We start from the raw sequence: 17,576 nt of genomic DNA on the forward strand, positions 1-17,576 counted from the left end.
ACTTGTCCTTCCGCTTTCGCTTCCGGTTTGTGTTACGCTTCTTATCTCTAATCAGCTAACTCTTATCTCCATTTATCCAGCTTAACCTTCCGTCTCGCTTTATTATCCTCACGTTTATTCTCTAACGGGTTGCAAAGGTAAAACCTTTTTCTTTTAAAACAAACCCTTTTAAAAATTTATTTCAAAATTTAACTCTTAACCTTTCAATACTATTCCAAAACACCGTTCGCGTTTTATCGGGTTGCAAAGGTGATACTTTTTATCGCATTATCCAAATATCATACGAAAGTTTCTTATCCCTTTCTTGTACTAAATTTAGATGAGTTAAACTGATATTTTGAATGAACGTTCCCCAAAAGTGCCTTGTTATCGATTTGGGAGTGCAAAGGTAGGTTTTTAAATTTCAGAATCCAAATGGGAATTTGAATTATTTTAATTGCTTATATACCGGTACGGTACTGCAGGGTTCTCCGTACATGATACTTGACACCACCGGAAGTAGTTTATTAGTGAGTTCAACATACGCAGAAACAGGTACTTCTAATTTTCCGCAGCCCTTAATTACAACTTTCGCCTGTGCAAAATCTGTTGCATTTATATGAGTAATTGCCTCTGAAAATATTTTTGCATGCAGGTCTTTTAGTGTCCCAAAAACAACTAAATGGGCATAAGGCTGAAGTTTTGAGGCAAGCAACATATACGCCCAGGTTGGAATAATCGCATCAACAGAACATGTGATGGCTACATTTTTATCTTTGTATTGCTCCCAATTGTGCTCTTTCAGAAATGCGCGAAAGTCTTTTTCCTTTAAAATAATACCTTCATATAAGTAATGTTTTATGTCAAAAAGCACTTTTTCGCCTGCATGAAAATAATCTTCCAGATCGATTGTGATCAAACCACTTTGCTGAACTTTATTTATAATGGTATCTGTACTCATATTTTTTCAAATTTTCATGAATTCACCTTGCTGTTGGTATGAAATTCCTTGATGTAGTTGGGTTCGAAATAAGCAATATCTTCAAAAGTTCCTTTCTGAAATTTTTCATATGCCTTCTTCCCCATAAATTGTGCGGATGGGTACGCGTCTGTTGCAAACAATGCATTTACATGAGAACAAATGGCTTGAAACTTTGCGCTGCCATCTCCTCCAAATAACAGTTTTTTACCCTGTAATTGTTCCTGAAAACTTTCTGCGGAAAGAATCAATGCTTCCTCTTTTGAAATTTCGTTCAGTTCTGCATTAAACATTGCTGTATACACTTCCATTCTCCGCGCATCAATCATTGGTGTATATAAAATTCCTGGGTATTTGTGTTCCAGACGAGCAGCCAGACTATATAAGGATGAAACAGAAATAAGCGGTTTGTCCAATGCAAAACAATACCCTTTGGCAGCAGAGGCTCCGATGCGCAGGCCTGTGTAAGAACCAGGCCCGGCGGAAACAGCAAATGCATTTAGATCCGGCAATGCTACTTCACTTATTTCCAGTATATGCTCAACCATGTGCGAAATGTTTCTTGAATGTGACTTATCAAGAAATGTTTCGGTCTGTGCAATTAGCTTGCCTTCTTTATGCAAAGCTACCGAACAAATGGTTGTGCTTGTATCTATACTTACTATAAGTGCCATAATGTATTGGTCGACTATCTTTTAATAATAAGAGCAGGAAAATCAAACGACTTTCCTGCTCTTAACATATGCCATCAATCGGTATGTTTATTTTCCTGACAAAATCGAAGTGTACTTCGTTTTGTTATTTAATACTTCAAGAGCAGCCTGGATATCTTTATCACTATCGAATGAAGCTTCAATAATTCCTTTTTGCAGATAATATCTTGAAGCGATTTCTTCTTCCAGATATTCTACAATCTGAGGTTTAAATTTCACTAGGTCATTTTCTTTATCCTTTGCGATCACACTCTTCATCTGATCCAATTGATCTTTCATGGCATCGTAATACTTTTCCTGCTTGGATTCTTTTGTCATTTCCTCCAGCTTCTTTTCAACTTTAGTTGTATAGCTGTAATCTTTGTCTTTCAACCAGTTTACAAAGTCCTGGTATTCTTTGTCTGTCAGATTGAATTTTCTCGCATCGCCAATATTCGGATGAGAAGCATGGTATTCTGTTGCATAATCAAACAGCATGTTTTTTGAAACAAGTGAAATCAGAATCGGTGCGATCGAATCCTGCACCACTGTAATGTCCGGCATTACGCCACCACCATCGTATACAACTCTTCCGTTCGTAGTTTTGAATGCAACTTTTAATGAATCTGCAAATTTAGAAACGCTGCCATCTGCCGCCCGGTGTGCATAGTCGATTGCCTGGATACAGCGACCGCTCGGTGTATAATATTTAGCAGTAGTTACTTTGATCTGAGAGTTGTAAGGAAGTTCACGTGTTGTCTGAACAAGACCTTTCCCGTATGAACGCTGCCCTACAACAACACCTCTGTCATAATCCTGGATTACACCGGCAACAATTTCAGAAGCAGAAGCACTGCGACCGCTAACCAGTACTACTAAAGGTATCGTTAAATCATCCGGTACCAACTCGGTAATGTATTTGGTATTCCATTCAGAAACTTTACCTTTTGTGCTTACCACTAATTTGCTTTTCGGGATAAAGATGTTTGAAATATTAACTGCTTCGTTCAACAGACCGCCCGGGTTGCCGCGCAAATCAAGGATCACCTGTGTCGCTCCGGAAGCTTTCAATTCCGTTAACGCTTTCTTTACTTCAATGGAAGCGGCCTGCGTAAAGTCTGACAACTTAATGTAACCTGTATTTGTATTTACCATACCATAGTAAGGTACATTGCTGATCTTGATTTTTTGCCTTGCCAATGTAAATTCAATCGGTTCAGTCTGGTTAAATCTTTTCACTTTGATTTTAACCGGTGTGTCTGCCTGCCCGCGCAATAATTTGCTTACATCACTGGAATTTTTACTTGTTGTAAGAATACCATCTACACTGATGATTTCATCGCCGATCTGCATACCGGCTTTCTGTGCAGGGAAACCTTCGTAAGGCATCAGTACGATGATCTTGTCTTTTCTTTCGCCGATCACGGCACCAATTCCACCATACTGGCCGGTCAGCTGTGTGCGGAAATCTTCAATATTATCTTCGGGAATATAATTCGTATAGGGATCCAGTGATTCAAGCATGGCATCTATACCGGTTGTCATGAATTGAGATGGATTTATTTCATCTACATACAACAGGTTTACTTCTTTATAAACTGCTGCGAACAATTCCATGTTCTTGGCCATTTCAAAATACTTATCTGTTTGTTTGAATGCAGATAAAGAGGCGATCAAACCTATTGCAATAAAAGCAATAATTCCCCAACGCTTGATTTTCATTTTACTAGAATTAGAATGCGTGTAATGTTTAATTTTACTGAACTACGTAAGCTAGTACGCTTTATTTTGATTCAGTATTGTCCTTTTGGGTCAATTTAATTATTAAATATAGCTTTTTTTTCAATTCCTCTAATTGAATTTCTTCTTTGGCAGTATAAAGAATTGCAAGGGAAGACGGTTTCTCCGGAAACAAAGAAATCAGTTCGGTTTTTTGAAGCCGATATGCTTCACGGATCAAACGTTTAATGCGGTTGCGGTCAACAGCACGTTTGAAATTGCGCTTACTTACGGAAATAACTACTTGAGGAAAATTCTGCGAATGAGCTTCGCCGGTTAAAAATAATATCCGGAACGGATATTTGAATCTGGATTCGCCTTCTTTGAAGAGACGATCGATTATAATTTTACTTGTTAACTTTTCCTTTTTAGGAAAAGAAAAAAGCTTGTTACCGTTTGTATGTATATTGTTTTGGTGCATGTTAAATCTAACTGTTCACCCAAAACGGTAACAAGCTTAGAATAATTATCCTTTACGAGGCGTCTCGTCTGATACCGTTAATCTTTTACGACCTTTAGCTCTTCTTGCAGCTAAAACTCTTCTACCGTTAGCAGTTTCCATTCTTGAACGGAATCCGTGCTTATTTTTTCTTTTACGGTTTGATGGCTGGAATGTCCTTTTCATAATAGTAAATCGTTATCCTATTTATTGTTGAGACAAGAATCTGTTCCTTTCGTATAAATAGGGTTGCAAATATACCAATCGTTTTTCGAACTAACAATATTGTTTTTAAAAATAACTTATTAATCTTTGTTAAAAGATACCAAAACCGTCTGATTTGCCATGCAAAATTCAATAAAACAAATTGAATATCAAATATATACTCAAAATTTACCTGGTAATTTTATTAAGGTAACAATTTCTTTCGAAGCCGGCGAAAGCAATCCTATTCTGAAAATTCCGTCCTGGAGACCGGGCCGCTATATGCTGCAGCAGTATGCAGCCAATGTCCGGGATTGTTCCGCACAGGATCAATCCGGAGCTTTATTGTCTGTAGAAAAGGTGAATAGGAATTCCTGGCAGGTTGAAGCTCCGGCCGGAACAGTTCTGTCCTTTACTTATTTATATTACTGTCGCCAAATGGATGCCGGCGGTTGCTGGTCTGACCAAGCGTTATTTTATATAAACCCGATTGCCTGCCTGATGGCTGTCGACAAGCAGGAACAACTACCCTGCTCCTTAAAACTGAACCTGTCCGGTTCTTTTATTGTAAAAACAGGCATGCCGCAAAAAGCAGCCTTCCATTATCAAACCGATGGCTTTCTTGCGCTTAGCGATTTCCCGATCCTTGCTTCCCCTGACCTTACAACACTGGAATACCAGGTGAATGGTATTCCATTCTATATACATGCAACCGTTGATGCTTCGCATTTCCCTGAAACAATCACGGAAGATTTTGCAACGTTTACGGAAGCGCAGATCAGGGATTTTGGAGATTTTCCTGAAAAAGAATATCACTTCCAATTACTTATTCTGCCTTACCAGCATTATCATGGTGTAGAACACCGCAATTCAACGGTGATTTGTCTGGGACCAGCGGCAGATGTAAAAGAGAAACTGTATCCGGAGTTGATCGGAATCTGTTCGCATGAATTATATCACACCTGGAACATCTGTAAAATCAGGCCTGCTGAGATGCTTCCGTATAATTTATTCGAAGCACAGTATTTCAAAACAGGTTTTGTTGCTGAAGGTATTACAACTTACCTGGGTGATTATTATGTGGCCCATGCAGATGTATTTACAAAAGACTGGTACCAGGAAGAATTAAATATTCTATTGAAGCGCCACTTCTACTCTTTCGGCAACAAGCATCTTTCGCTGGCTGACAGTTCTCTTGATCTGTGGGTAGATGGCTATGATGCGGGCATCCCGAATCGAAAAGTTTCCATTTATGTAAAAGGTGCGATCGTTGCATTCCTGATGGATGCTGCGATCCGGAAGACTACTTCGAATGATTTAACGCTTCGTGACATGATGTTAACTTTATGGAACAGCCACAAAGCAGAAGGCAAGGGATATACCGAAGATTCCATTGCAGCGCTTTTTCATTCCATGACTTCAAATCAATATGCCGAAGATTTTATGCGCTGGATCTATGGCCTTGGTGATCTGAAAGAAGATCTGATCAAGGCATTGAATTATCTTGGAATCTCTGTCACAGAAGAATCACATGCGAATTTCTTCGCCCGTCACTTTGGCTTTCTTTGCGATGCTGCGTTTACCATACAAACGGTAGATGATGCTTCTCCTTATCTTACTCTTTTAGGCAAAGGTGACCGGATTCTCCGCATTAACGGTGTTATTCCTGTTGAATTTAAACCGGAAGAAGTTTCGGAAGTTAGATCATTTACCATTGAATGTACAAATGGTATTCAGATATGGAGTGTTGAATTAAAACATACAGAAGCAGTTTATTTCAAGACGTTGCAGATTCAATTTACGGAAGAAACAACTTTATTCTAACTTTTCTTAAAAAGGGGCGACAAATGAAATGCAGCAGAAATAAACTTTGACTGCAACAATGGACACGAGTCCCGCTTCACTAAGACCCGTGCCAGAATGTGTCTGAAGACCCACAAGAGGAAGGAGTATCGTTGAGAAACCCTTGGAGAGTTTTCATCGCTCCATTTTCTTGGAGTGATGCCCCAAGTTTATCTTGCAGACTTTCAGTCTGGGTTCACTATGAATTCAGAGCCCCTTGCTGTTTTTGCAGCGTTTTTTTCAAAATAATTATTCTGTTGAAAACTTTTGAATATCTCATTTTTGTTATTGAGTAACTTGTACTTCCAAAATTATTCATACCATGCCAGATTTTGCACACTTACATGTCCATTCACAGTTTTCTTTATTAGATGGTGCCGCCAGCATAAAAGGCCTGGTTGGCAAAGCGGCCGCAAACGGCATGAAGGCCCTTGCATTGACAGATCACGGAAACATGCATGGCATTTTTCAATTTGTTGCAGAAGCGGTTAAAAACAATGTAAAGCCTATTGTCGGCTGCGAATTCTATCTGGTGGAAGATCGCTTTAAGAAGAACTTCACGAAGGACAATAAAGACGTTCGCTACCATCAATTACTGCTTGCTAAAAATCCGGAAGGCTATAAAAACCTGATCAAGCTATGCTCTATGGGTTACATAGATGGCTTGTATGGTAAGTATCCACGTATCGATAAAGAACTGGTTCTTCAATATCACAAAGGTCTTATTGCTACTACCTGCTGCCTGGGCGCTGAAGTACCACGCACCATTTTATCGAAAGGCGAAGAAGCGGGAGAGAAAGCATTCAAGTGGTGGCTGGATTTGTTTGGCGAAGACTACTACGTTGAACTGCAACGCCACGATATCAAAGAACAGAATATTGTAAACGAAGTGCTGATCAAGCTTGCGCGCAAGTACCAGGTACCGATCATTGCGTCAAACGATTCTCATTATGTGGATCAGAAAGATTCAAACGCGCACGACATTCTTTTATGTATCAACACGGGTGAAAAGCAAAGCACCCCAACCATGAAAGATTTTTCAGATGACGAGACCATGATGAAAGGCCGTCGCTTTGCATTTGCCAATGATCAGTTCTATTTCAAAACAAAAGAAGAGATGTCGGCACTCTTCAGTGACTTGCCCGAAGCGATCGACAATACCATGCAGATTGTTGACAAGGTTGAGATCCTGAAACTAAAGCAGGACATCCTGTTGCCGAATTATGAAATTCCACCGACATTTTTAGACCAGGATAATTATCTGCAGCACTTAACCTATGAAGGTGCCCGTAACCGCTACGGAGAAGTAACCGATGAGATTAAAGAGCGCCTGGATTTTGAATTGCACACCATCCGTACCATGGGTTTTGCGGGTTACTTTCTGATCGTACAGGACTTCATCAACAAAGGTCGTGAGATTGGTGTATTCGTAGGCCCGGGCCGTGGATCTGCCGCCGGCTCTGCCGTCGCGTACTGCATTGGTATTACTAACATTGACCCGATTAAATATAATCTACTGTTTGAGCGTTTCCTGAATCCGGATCGTAAGAGCATGCCCGATATTGATACGGACTTCGATGACGAAGGCCGTCAGCGTGTGATTGATTATGTAGTAGAGAAATACGGCAAGTCGCAGGTTGCGCAGATCGTAACCTATGGCACCATGGCTGCGAAAATGAGTATCAAAGACGTTGCGCGTGTACTGGATTTACCCCTGCAGGAATCAAACGCACTTGCGAAGCTTGTGCCAGACAAGCCCGGTATTGAATTGAACTGGGTGATGAAAGGGCCGATGAAGGCTTCGGATAAAAAGAACGAAAAAGAAAAAACACTTTCAGAAGAGCTTACTCCGGAAGATCTGGAGAATGTAAAAAAGCTGCGTGAAATATTAGAAGACGACGGCACGTTAAGTTCGGATGTATTGAAAGAAGCGCTGGTGCTTGAAGGTTCTGTACGTGGTACAGGTATTCACGCGGCCGGGATCATCATCGCGCCGAAAGACCTGTACGACATCATTCCTGTATTCACCGCAAAAGATTCGGAGCTGCTTGTTACGCAGTTCGACGGAAAGGTTATTGAAGATGCCGGCGTAATCAAGATGGACTTTTTGGGCCTGAAGACCCTTACCATCATTCGTGATGCATTAAAAATGATCGAAGAGAATCACGGTGTAAAAATCGATATTGATTACATTCCGCTGGATGATCCGAAAACATTTGAGCTATATCAGAAAGGTGAAACCAATGCTACCTTCCAGTTTGAATCTGCGGGGATGCAGAAACATTTGATCAACTTAAAGCCGGATAAGTTTGAAGATCTGATCGCAATGAACGCCTTGTACAGACCGGGCCCGATCGAATACATTCCTAAATTCATTGCACGTAAACTCGGCAAAGAAGAGATTGTGTATGACTTGCCGGAAATGGAGGAATACCTTGGCGACACCTACGGGATCACGGTATACCAGGAGCAGGTAATGCTTCTGTCGCAGAAGCTTGCGGGCTTTACCAAAGGTGATGCCGATGTACTGCGTAAAGCCATGGGTAAGAAAGACCGTGCGACGCTGGATAAAATGAAAGGCAAGTTCATTGATGGTGCTGCATCCAAAGGTCTTGATCCGAAGATCTGTGAAAAAGTATGGACCGACTGGGAAGCTTTTGCACAATACGCCTTTAACAAATCACATTCAACCTGTTATGCTTTCGTAGCGTACCAGACGGGTTACCTGAAAGCAAATTACCCTTCAGAATATATGGCGTCTGTATTGACGCATAACTTAAGCAACTTCGATAAGATCTCCTTTTTCATGGAAGAATGCCAGCGCATGGGCATGGCCGTATTGGGGCCAGATGTGAATGAAAGTAATTATCAGTTTTCTGTAAACAAGAACGGACAGATCCGTTTTGGTATGGGGGCTATTAAAGGTGTTGGTGAAGGTCCGGTGCAGGCTATCGTGGATGAACGTAAAGCCAATGGTCCATTCAAAGATTTCTTTGATTTTGTTTCGCGTGTGAACCTGCGCGCGGTAAGTAAGAAAACAATCGAATCACTTGCTATAGCCGGCGGTCTTGATGGTTTCACAGAACTGCACCGCGCACAATATTTCCATACAGCAGAACGTGAAAGCATTTCTTTCCTGGAAAAAGCCATTCGTTATGGTAACGCATTCCAGACGGAAGACGATAGTAACCAATCTTCATTGTTTGGTGATAGCACCAGTGCCAAGCCAGCGCCGCCTAAAATAACACCGTGCGAAGAATGGGGTAATATTGAAAAACTGAAGAAAGAAAAAGAGATTGTTGGTTTCTATATTTCAGGCCACCCATTGGATCAGTTCAAGCTGGAGATTGATAACTTCTGCAACTGTCCGCTGGAAAATGTGATGAGTAGTCCGCAAGGAAAAGATCTTACCGTTGCCGGTATTGTTACCAAGGTGAACGTGCGCCAGAGCAAGAACGGAAAGCCATTTGTACTGTTCACGATTGAAGATTATACTGGTTCGCTGGATCTGGCTTTATTTGGTGAAGATTATCTGAAGCATGCTCATTTCATTAATATCGGTGAGTTCCTGTTCATGAAAGGTAGCCTGAAACCTAAATGGGGGCGTGAAGGTGAGCTGGACTTTAAGATCACAGTTACCCAGTTGCTGGCTGATGTGCGCGCAAAATTATGCAAAAGTGTGAATATAAGCGTCAACCTGGATCAGATCAACGCCGTTACGGTAGTAGAAATTGATCGGATTGTTTCGGAGCATAAGGGATCCTGTTTATTATACCTGACGCTGACCAAAAACACCAATGAACATACAGTAAAAACATTTTCACGCAGTTACAGGGTTGATCCCAACAATGTGTTTCTGGAAGAATTGACCAAACTGGACGGGGTGAGTTACAAAATAGGTGCCTAAGGAACTATTTTCATTAAATTTTGCTTAAGTTTACATTATACAGTTAACACATTTTCAATTATGGGAAAAGCAGTAGAAATAACAGACGCGAACTTTGAAGAGATAATCAATACAAATCAACCGGTATTAGTGGATTTCTGGGCTGAATGGTGTGGTCCTTGTAAAATGATCGGACCGGTGGTTGAAGAACTTGCTGGGGATTATGCTGGTAAAGCAGTAATTGCAAAATTGAATGTAGATGAAAATCCGGTAGTATCAGCTAAGTTTGGTATCCGTTCTATCCCTACATTGCTGGTATTGAAAAAAGGTGAAATCGTTGACAAACAAGTTGGCGTTGTTCCTAAATCTGTATTGGCACAAAAAATTGATGCGCAGTTATAATTGCATTGAAATTATACTTCACATAAAAGGCGGTTGAATAACCGCCTTTTTTATTTTTCTTCTTTATTATTTTTTGTTCATACTGCAACCTTTTTTATGCTACCTGTAGCTAAGGTTAATACAGCAAATCATGCCTGTGCGATCATTAAAACATGATTTCAGATTAATAATAGTATAGAATTCGGATAACGATAAAGAAACAGTAATTACGGAATATTGTATACAACAAACAGCTATTCTATTTATGTATACAATTTACTCCTTTGACCCCGAATTTATAAGGCTTCATAACCAGAATGGGTCTCAGAGTTTTTACAAACGGAAGTACAACACTGTTGACGATGTATCGGAAGAAAGAAAAACCCGCTTCTTATTACAGATCAGAAAACTGAAGTGGATGCTGCGCCTGATGAAGTTTTCGCAAAATATTTGGGGTTAAAACGTATTAATGAAAACAGAAAAAAATAAGGGCGCCCGTCTGGCGCCCATAAGATTAAAAAATTGAATAGCTCTGTTTTCAGTATCAAAGGTACATCTCCAATGTTACCAAATAGCTACGTATACATTATTGAATCTTTACTGAATTGTTAAGTCGCTCTGTGGTTATCGCAATTTAGTTGCCACCCACTCTTTTTTATTTTTATCGTACCCAACAAAATCATTCGGGAACTCTATATATTGGACTTTTTCATTATTCATGTATTTATCCAGGGGCTTGTTGTTGATGAAATCTGCATACACTTCAGCCCCCTTTACTTTGAGATCCTTATGCAGCATTCTCCACATGCGGAATGATTCTTCAAAGTCCTGTAATTGATTATCTGGTCCAAGCTTGAATTTGCCGCCAATTCCTACATACATATCATCAACACCTCTGGCTACTTTATAGATGAAGTAATAGTATGTACCATCTTTGTCTTTATATAGATAGTCTAAGGTATACTTATTCATGATCCCTTTAAAAAACGGTTCGTTTTTTTTCTCAAAACGATTTTCCAGATTGATGGAATCCGGGCGGTGTTCATCTGTATATTTTACAATATTTAAGAGGATAGAATCTTCCCGGGACTTTGAGATTATATTTTTGGGGTTGTATGTTTCATCATTTGTTGAGCAGGATGCACATAGGATGATTAATAGTGAGAAGAAAACAAGGACGCGATTCATATTTATTTAGAGCTTATTATATAAAATGAGCTAGCAAGGGTGTACCTCACTAGCTCATTACAAATTTTATTTCAAAAATATTATTGGTTGTTTGTTTGTGGGAAGTTAGCCCAGCCTGCAGTCCAGTCTGTAGTAGAGAATGCACCGATGTAAGATACTGTTGTGAAATCACTTGGTAAGCCAGTAAAATCAGCGCCAGAAGCTGCAGGAGAACTCGCTGCCAATCTGAAGTCATATGCACTTGGGTTTGCCTCAGAGAATGGATTCACTAAGATACCTGAGTGCTCATACTGGTATCTGTTACCATTTGCAGCATTGTATACAAACGTTCTAGGACCAGTAGCATAAGATGGCCAGGTTAACGTAGTTGAATCTTTGATTGTAGTTGCGTTAACAGCAGTTAAATCACCAGAACCGTTTACCACAGAAACCGCATCGTATACCATGATGTCAGTACCAGGCTGAAGTGCAGTAGCATTTGCTTTGAAGTTTTTAGAGATACCAGCAATAAGGTTGTTTTTGATCATACCGGTACCGTCTACATAGTTTGCGCAAGTAACACCTGAAGAACCTGTTTTACTGTCAATCAGAATACCTGTTGGCCATCCCATAATGATGGAGTTCACAACTGAGATTGAGGAGTTTCTTCTAGTGTGCATACCAGCAATGTATGTTGCAGCAACTGCGTTAGGAGCTACACTTGTAGAGATGTTACCCATAGAGTTAACAGGACCTACAATTGTCATGTTAGAGAATTTACATAATGTATGCGGATCGTTTGTGTTAGCAGAACCATCGTGATCAGATTCGAAACCTTTAGAACCAGATTGGTCAGCTACGTATCTTGAACGAACACCTAAACCGAATTGTACGTGACCGCTGAAACCGTTGTCTGTATCGAAGTCGTCATCAATACCCATGTAGGCAATCAAGTGATCGCAGTTTACTGCACCACCAAACCATTCGAATGAATCGTCATTCGCAGCAGTTACCTGTACGTGGCTGATCGTGGTACCAGATCCTAAAGCGTACATAGAAAGACCGTTTAACTCAGAACCAGGGATCGGAGCATAACCGGCGTACTCAATACGTACATAAGATAATGTGCCGGAGTTGTCAGCATTTACAGAAGCTGATTCAGTAGACGGAGAACCGTATGTTGTAGCCAAACCACCTTCAATGATTGGTGCAGTTGAACCATAGTTGTTTGTCATTGCTTTACCGCAAAGAACGATACCTGCCCAGTCACCACGTCTTGGGTTACTGTTACCTGAAGTAAATACAATTGGAGAAGAAGCAGTACCTACAGCCATAATTTTAGCACCTGGCTCTACAATAAGCGCAGACTGGATAGTAGAACTTTTAATTGTTGAACCTGCTTCGATTGTTAATGTTGCACCAGACTTCACATAAACGTAACCGCCTAATTGAATATTATCTGATACTTTCCAGGTCTGATCAGAAGTTATATTTCCAACAACTACTTTATCTGTTGAACCGCCTGTTGAAGGAGCTGGATCATCTTTTTTCTTACAGCTAACTAGAACAGCAACAAGCATTGCACAAGCAGCTATTGATTTTAAATGTTTTTTCATTGTTATAGTTTTTTATTTTAACAAAAGTATATGTTCAATGTAAACTGAATTTAACCTCTCGGTTAGGGAATTGTTAACAAGAATATTTATTGAAGTTTAATACGCAGTGTCGCGGTGAAATAATTTCCTTTCTTATATGTAAGCAGTTTATTGTCCTCTCCGTTTCTTTCATACTTACCATCACGGTTGTAATCCTGCACCCATGTTACTGACTGATTCAGGATATCGTTTGCACCTAAGTTCAATGCTACCCTTTTACTTAATTGTCTTGTTACAGACAGGTCAATTGTGCTTCTAGGTGTCTCCACCACATCCGGATAGTTTGAATTACCTACAATTACAATACGTGGACCGAATATATTGTACAATACCGATGCGCTCCAGCCATGATCAGGATTTTCATAATACAAACCAGCATTAACCATATAAGGAGACTGACCTTGTTGTGGTCTTTTTGCATTCCAGAAATCAGACTGATCTTTCGGAATGGAAACTTCACTTTTAATTAATGAAGCGTTAAACAACAGGGAGAAGTTTTTGAAGTTGTCGTTTACAAACGCAAGATTCTTTTTAATCTCAAGCTCCATACCTACGTTATATGCACCCAAGGCATTCGTGTATGAATATGCCAGTGCAGATGCCGCACCACCACTGGTTGCTAAAGCGATCTGTTCGATCGGATCTTTAAAGCTCTTATAGAAGAGCGCCAAACTTACTGTTTCGCCCGGGGAAGGATAAAATTCATATCTCAAATCGAAATTCTGAATTTGACATACTTTCAATGTCTTACCGAAGTATAGTGAACCGTAGTTTACAGCATTGAAATCAAAGTCGTAGAAATAGAATGGTGCAAATTCTCTGAATTCAGGCCTGTTCAATGTTTTACCATATGCCAGGCGTAACAATGACTTTTCAGTGAAGTTATAGGAAAGGTTTAAAGATGGTAATAAGAAGCTAGTAGGTAATTCCTGGCTGATTGGTGCGCCATTCAAGCCGGAGGCGATGTACTGTAAATTATTTTCATACCGAAGACCTGCAATCAATTTAATCTTTGAACCAAAATTAAATTTACCGGATGTATACAAGGCAATCAATCTGTTGGATGCATCGTATTTGTAGGTAGGATTGCTTTCTTCAAGAATTGTCCAGCCCCTGCCATTGTCAACATTATTCGGATCATACACCTGATCAATTGGTTGATACTGCAAGGTATCATTCCAGAATGTTCCTCCTCTTGATGCTCCCTGAAGTGTATAACCAAATGCTCTTGCACGAAACGTTCTTGATTTGTATTCGTTGTAAGAACCTGCATCCAGTTCAGCAAATTCAAATGAACCGATTTTTTTATTGATCTTCTGATTAATATTTACTGTTGCCAATATTGAATTTTCATTCAGCTTCTGATAAAGCCTGCCACCGTTTGTTAAATCGTTTGCGTTATTCGCAGGGAAAATCAAATTAGGACCTCCCGGATTACTTGGATCCGGATAGTAAGAAGCTCTTCTTAAATCAGGTTCGTTTTTTCTTGAATAACCATAACCCAATGTCCAATCCAGCATGGTCTTATCATTTTTCAATTTATGTTCACCTGCTAACTGTGTTGTATAAATTGTTCTGCTTCTGTATGCCAATGCATACTGAACTCTGTTTAACTCATCTGAAGCATCGTATTGATTTCTGTTTGTGATCTGCGTTCTGCCCTGCTGGTTAAAGAAGTTTCTTAATTCGAGTTTATTTCTATCATTCAGAATGTAACTGAAGTTTAACATGGAAGCCGCTTTCACTTCATTCGTATACTGATGATCATCTCTTAACTGCGTCTTTACACCACTTCCATCTGTATCTGTTCTTTTAATATTATAGTTTGTATTTAAGTTGGTATAGTTAATGGAAGCTAATACACCAAAGCGTGCACCGTTTTTAGGCATGAAGCTATTGATATAAGTCATGTTGAAACGCCCGTCAGGTAGTGCTTTTATTGTATTGTATTTCCAGTTATTCTTAAAGCTTTGTCCGTATGCATTCAGATCCCCATCACTTACACCACTCGTTGTGGTATATCCTGCAGTTTCCGTAGGCACAGCTCTCTGGCCGCTATCAAAACCCAACCAATCTGTCGGACTTTTGTCTTTATTGAAATTCTTGAATGTAGTACCTTGTCTGTAGCCCAGACCAACGTTTACATTGAAAACTTTTTCTTTAGGAGTAACCGTATAAATCTTAACGAAACCACCGGCAAAATCTCCCGGTAAATCTGCTGAAGGGGTTTTATAAACCATGATGCGGTCAATCAGACCACTTGGCACCATATCAAATGAAAACGATTTACGATCAGTCTCGCTGCTTGGAGCTGTTGCATTGTTTAGCCATACAGAGTTGTATCGGTCATTCAAACCACGGATCATAATGAAGCGGTTATCAACGACACTAACACCCGGAATACGTTGTACTACCTGGGCAGCATCTTTATCCTGACCTTTTTGAATCTGCTCAGCAGAAATACCACTAACAACGTTGTCGCTTTCTTTGATTTCCTGAACAACTGCTTCTTCTGTATTTGTTGATACTTCACCAACAATTTCAATGACAGGAACTTCTTCATCCACTATCATAGTGATTGTTCCAAGGTCTGTTGTCTGGCCTGCCGTAACAACAATATCTGTCAGAAGAATTTCCTTATAACCTACATAAGAGATCTTCAGGTTATATGTTCCTGCTTTAACATTACTGATGGAAAAAATTCCGTCAAAATCTGATTGTGCACCAATGCTTGGATTTTCAGGTACGGAAACGATTGCTCCGTAAATCAATTCATTCAATGTAGAATCGAGGAGTACCCCTTTAATTGAACCTGTTTGTGCTTTAGATGTAAATGAAATGAGTAAGAAAATAGCTGAAAGGGTCAACCATTTTTGAAAACGTAGAGTATTCATCACGAGCTTTATTGTAGTTTATTTTTACAATGCAAAGCTACGTGTGTGCTATTACCCTATGTTTACGCAGTTGTTATCACAAAGTGAAGGGATTGTTACCTGAATGTTACGCAAAGCCATTCTGTTAATATTAAAAAATGCCTGCTTAACAATTCAGTAATATTGATTCTTATTTTTCTTCCAGATTACCGGTCATGCCGGCAGATACAATAAATTTCATTGCCTCCGAACCTGTTATGTTTAAAGGCAATACGCTTTGTTTAGGAACAAAAAGTACATTCCCGGAAATATTATAGGAATGCGGGAAGTAAACAGCTACCATATCTTCCATGCCCTTAACATTAAATTCATCTCTGGTAACAAAGCCCAACCTGCAGGTTCCGGCATCTCCGCCGGTCTTTACCATTACCGGATGATCGAATTTCTTTTTATCGCCTACAATGGCTCCTACAACATCTTTTGAAGATGAATAAATGATGTTTATAAAAGGAATCTTATAAACATAATGTTCCAGGAAACTGAAAGCCGGCTTAACCAATAATAAAGAAGTTAACGCACCGGATAAGGTAACAAACAGAATCACAATTAAAATTCCTACACCAGGAGATAAATCTACATTGAATAATGCCGGAATAATTCTGTCGAACAAGCTGAATATAAAAAATATAATATATACGGTTATATATATAGGTATCCACAACATTAAGCCCTGTACAAAATAACGTACGAATATTTTCATATGATGAAGCCGGTAAAGCTATTTTATTATTACAATTATCAGCTCTGCTTATACCATGATTGGTTCAACCAATAAATAAGGGATTGTTACCGGATGAACAGAGCGCACACCCTATTTATATATTAAGCAACAATGTGCTGCTTAATTCCACGCATGTGTTTCTACATACGTTTTCACCTGCTCCATGAGCCACATAGGTGTTGAAGTAGCGCCACAGATACCTATCTTATCTGTTGCTTTGATCCAGGAGTTTTCTATTTCAGATTCATTTTCGATGAAATAGCTACGGTCATTCTCCTGTTTGCAGACACCATACAGCGCCTTGCCATTCGAGCTTTTCTTTCCGCTTACAAAAAGAACCACATCAAATTCTTTTGAAAACTTACGAAGCTGCGGCTCTCTGTTTGACACCTGCCTGCAAATACTATCGTTGTAATCAAAATTATCTTCCACCGATTGCTGTGCTTCTTTCACACGCGCCTCGATCAGTTCTTTCATTCTATAAAAACCCTGTGTACTTTTTGTTGTTTGGGAATATAAAGTAACCGGTTTTGTAAAGTCTACCTTGTCCAGGTCCTGCTCTGTTGTAACAACAATGGCTTTGTTGCCTGTCTGCCCGGCAATACCGATCACCTCGGCATGGCCCTGCTGTCCGTATATAACGATCTGCCCTTCTTTTGGATCAATTGCATCGAAAGATGCTTTCACCCGGTTTTGGAGTTTTAAAACAACCGGACAAGAGGCGTCTACCAATTCAATATTATTCTTTAATGCCAGCTGGTAGGTCTCCGGTGGTTCGCCATGGGCCCGTATCAGTACTTTACAATCAGAAAGATCTTTCAACTGTTCCCGGTCGATAATCTTCAAGCCCTTTGCAGCCAAACGTTCAACCTCCATGGCATTGTGCACAATATCACCCAGACAAAACAACGGTTCGCCT

General features: G+C 39.8%; 13 protein-coding genes. 3 read left to right on the top strand and 10 right to left on the bottom strand.

Annotation, left to right across the window (positions count from 1 at the left end):
- Window positions 1-427: 427 nt before the first annotated feature.
- From ACTHJT_RS07895 to rpmH, 5 genes are all read right to left on the bottom strand, one after another.
- Window positions 428-940, bottom strand: a complete 513-nt coding sequence (locus tag ACTHJT_RS07895; RefSeq protein WP_440237459.1) for a DUF2480 family protein — start codon at window positions 938-940, stop codon at window positions 428-430.
- A 14-nt stretch (window positions 941-954) separates the two neighbouring features.
- Window positions 955-1,632, bottom strand: a complete 678-nt coding sequence (gene tsaB, locus ACTHJT_RS07900) for a tRNA (adenosine(37)-N6)-threonylcarbamoyltransferase complex dimerization subunit type 1 TsaB (protein ID WP_440237460.1) — start codon at window positions 1,630-1,632, stop codon at window positions 955-957.
- Between the two features lie 87 nt (window positions 1,633-1,719).
- Window positions 1,720-3,372 carry a S41 family peptidase gene (locus ACTHJT_RS07905; protein ID WP_440237461.1) on the bottom strand — a complete coding sequence of 551 codons (1,653 nt, stop codon included), beginning with the start codon at window positions 3,370-3,372 and terminating at the stop codon, window positions 1,720-1,722.
- Window positions 3,373-3,433: 61 nt separating this feature from the next.
- A complete protein-coding gene (gene rnpA / locus ACTHJT_RS07910; RefSeq protein ID WP_440237462.1) occupies window positions 3,434-3,850 on the bottom strand; it encodes a ribonuclease P protein component in 417 nt (138 codons plus the stop codon).
- Between the two features lie 45 nt (window positions 3,851-3,895).
- Window positions 3,896-4,054: a 50S ribosomal protein L34 gene (rpmH, locus tag ACTHJT_RS07915; RefSeq protein ID WP_440237463.1), complete on the bottom strand. Its 159-nt coding sequence runs from the start codon at window positions 4,052-4,054 to the stop codon at window positions 3,896-3,898.
- Window positions 4,055-4,213: 159 nt separating this feature from the next.
- Between rpmH and ACTHJT_RS07920 the strand changes: the two genes are divergently transcribed.
- The 3 genes from ACTHJT_RS07920 (at window position 4,214) to trxA (ending at window position 10,202) form a co-directional block, all read left to right on the top strand.
- The gene (locus ACTHJT_RS07920; protein ID WP_440237464.1) at window positions 4,214-5,896 is read left to right on the top strand and encodes a M61 family metallopeptidase; all 1,683 of its coding nucleotides are present in this window, start codon (window positions 4,214-4,216) and stop codon (window positions 5,894-5,896) included.
- A 340-nt stretch (window positions 5,897-6,236) separates the two neighbouring features.
- Entirely contained in the window at window positions 6,237-9,821 is a 3,585-nt protein-coding gene (gene dnaE / locus ACTHJT_RS07925; RefSeq protein ID WP_440237465.1) for a DNA polymerase III subunit alpha, read from the top strand.
- A gap of 60 nt (window positions 9,822-9,881) precedes the next feature.
- Window positions 9,882-10,202 (top strand): thioredoxin, encoded by a 321-nt coding sequence (gene trxA / locus ACTHJT_RS07930; protein ID WP_440237466.1) that lies wholly within the window; start codon window positions 9,882-9,884, stop codon window positions 10,200-10,202.
- Window positions 10,203-10,805: 603 nt separating this feature from the next.
- On the opposite strand, the gene ACTHJT_RS07935 is transcribed toward trxA, so the two are convergent.
- From ACTHJT_RS07935 to ACTHJT_RS07955, 5 genes are all read right to left on the bottom strand, one after another.
- The gene (locus ACTHJT_RS07935) at window positions 10,806-11,369 is read right to left on the bottom strand and encodes a hypothetical protein (RefSeq protein WP_440237467.1); all 564 of its coding nucleotides are present in this window, start codon (window positions 11,367-11,369) and stop codon (window positions 10,806-10,808) included.
- A gap of 80 nt (window positions 11,370-11,449) precedes the next feature.
- Window positions 11,450-12,964 carry an IPT/TIG domain-containing protein gene (locus ACTHJT_RS07940; RefSeq protein WP_440237468.1) on the bottom strand — a complete coding sequence of 505 codons (1,515 nt, stop codon included), beginning with the start codon at window positions 12,962-12,964 and terminating at the stop codon, window positions 11,450-11,452.
- An 86-nt stretch (window positions 12,965-13,050) separates the two neighbouring features.
- Window positions 13,051-15,897: a TonB-dependent receptor domain-containing protein gene (locus ACTHJT_RS07945; RefSeq protein WP_440237469.1), complete on the bottom strand. Its 2,847-nt coding sequence runs from the start codon at window positions 15,895-15,897 to the stop codon at window positions 13,051-13,053.
- A 169-nt stretch (window positions 15,898-16,066) separates the two neighbouring features.
- Window positions 16,067-16,636, bottom strand: a complete 570-nt coding sequence (locus ACTHJT_RS07950) for a DUF502 domain-containing protein (protein WP_440237470.1) — start codon at window positions 16,634-16,636, stop codon at window positions 16,067-16,069.
- Window positions 16,637-16,777: 141 nt separating this feature from the next.
- Window positions 16,778-17,576 (bottom strand): 4-hydroxy-3-methylbut-2-enyl diphosphate reductase (locus ACTHJT_RS07955; RefSeq protein ID WP_440237471.1); only part of this gene is annotated, 799 nt, incomplete at its 5' end.

This window comes from Cytophaga sp. (assembly GCF_051961495.1).
GTDB lineage: Bacteria > Bacteroidota > Bacteroidia > Cytophagales > Cytophagaceae > Cytophaga.

What these genes read in the sequence shown, in the direction of transcription:
- ACTHJT_RS07895 (WP_440237459.1), bottom strand. Translation starts at nt 940, where the DNA reads ATGAGTACAGATACCATTATAAATAAAGTTCAGCAAAGTGGTTTGATC.
- tsaB (WP_440237460.1), bottom strand. Translation starts at nt 1,632, where the DNA reads ATGGCACTTATAGTAAGTATAGATACAAGCACAACCATTTGTTCGGTA.
- ACTHJT_RS07905 (WP_440237461.1), bottom strand. Translation starts at nt 3,372, where the DNA reads ATGAAAATCAAGCGTTGGGGAATTATTGCTTTTATTGCAATAGGTTTG.
- rnpA (WP_440237462.1), bottom strand. Translation starts at nt 3,850, where the DNA reads ATGCACCAAAACAATATACATACAAACGGTAACAAGCTTTTTTCTTTT.
- rpmH (WP_440237463.1), bottom strand. Translation starts at nt 4,054, where the DNA reads ATGAAAAGGACATTCCAGCCATCAAACCGTAAAAGAAAAAATAAGCAC.
- ACTHJT_RS07920 (WP_440237464.1), top strand. Translation starts at nt 4,214, where the DNA reads ATGCAAAATTCAATAAAACAAATTGAATATCAAATATATACTCAAAAT.
- dnaE (WP_440237465.1), top strand. Translation starts at nt 6,237, where the DNA reads ATGCCAGATTTTGCACACTTACATGTCCATTCACAGTTTTCTTTATTA.
- trxA (WP_440237466.1), top strand. Translation starts at nt 9,882, where the DNA reads ATGGGAAAAGCAGTAGAAATAACAGACGCGAACTTTGAAGAGATAATC.
- ACTHJT_RS07935 (WP_440237467.1), bottom strand. Translation starts at nt 11,369, where the DNA reads ATGAATCGCGTCCTTGTTTTCTTCTCACTATTAATCATCCTATGTGCA.
- ACTHJT_RS07940 (WP_440237468.1), bottom strand. Translation starts at nt 12,964, where the DNA reads ATGAAAAAACATTTAAAATCAATAGCTGCTTGTGCAATGCTTGTTGCT.
- ACTHJT_RS07945 (WP_440237469.1), bottom strand. Translation starts at nt 15,897, where the DNA reads ATGAATACTCTACGTTTTCAAAAATGGTTGACCCTTTCAGCTATTTTC.
- ACTHJT_RS07950 (WP_440237470.1), bottom strand. Translation starts at nt 16,636, where the DNA reads ATGAAAATATTCGTACGTTATTTTGTACAGGGCTTAATGTTGTGGATA.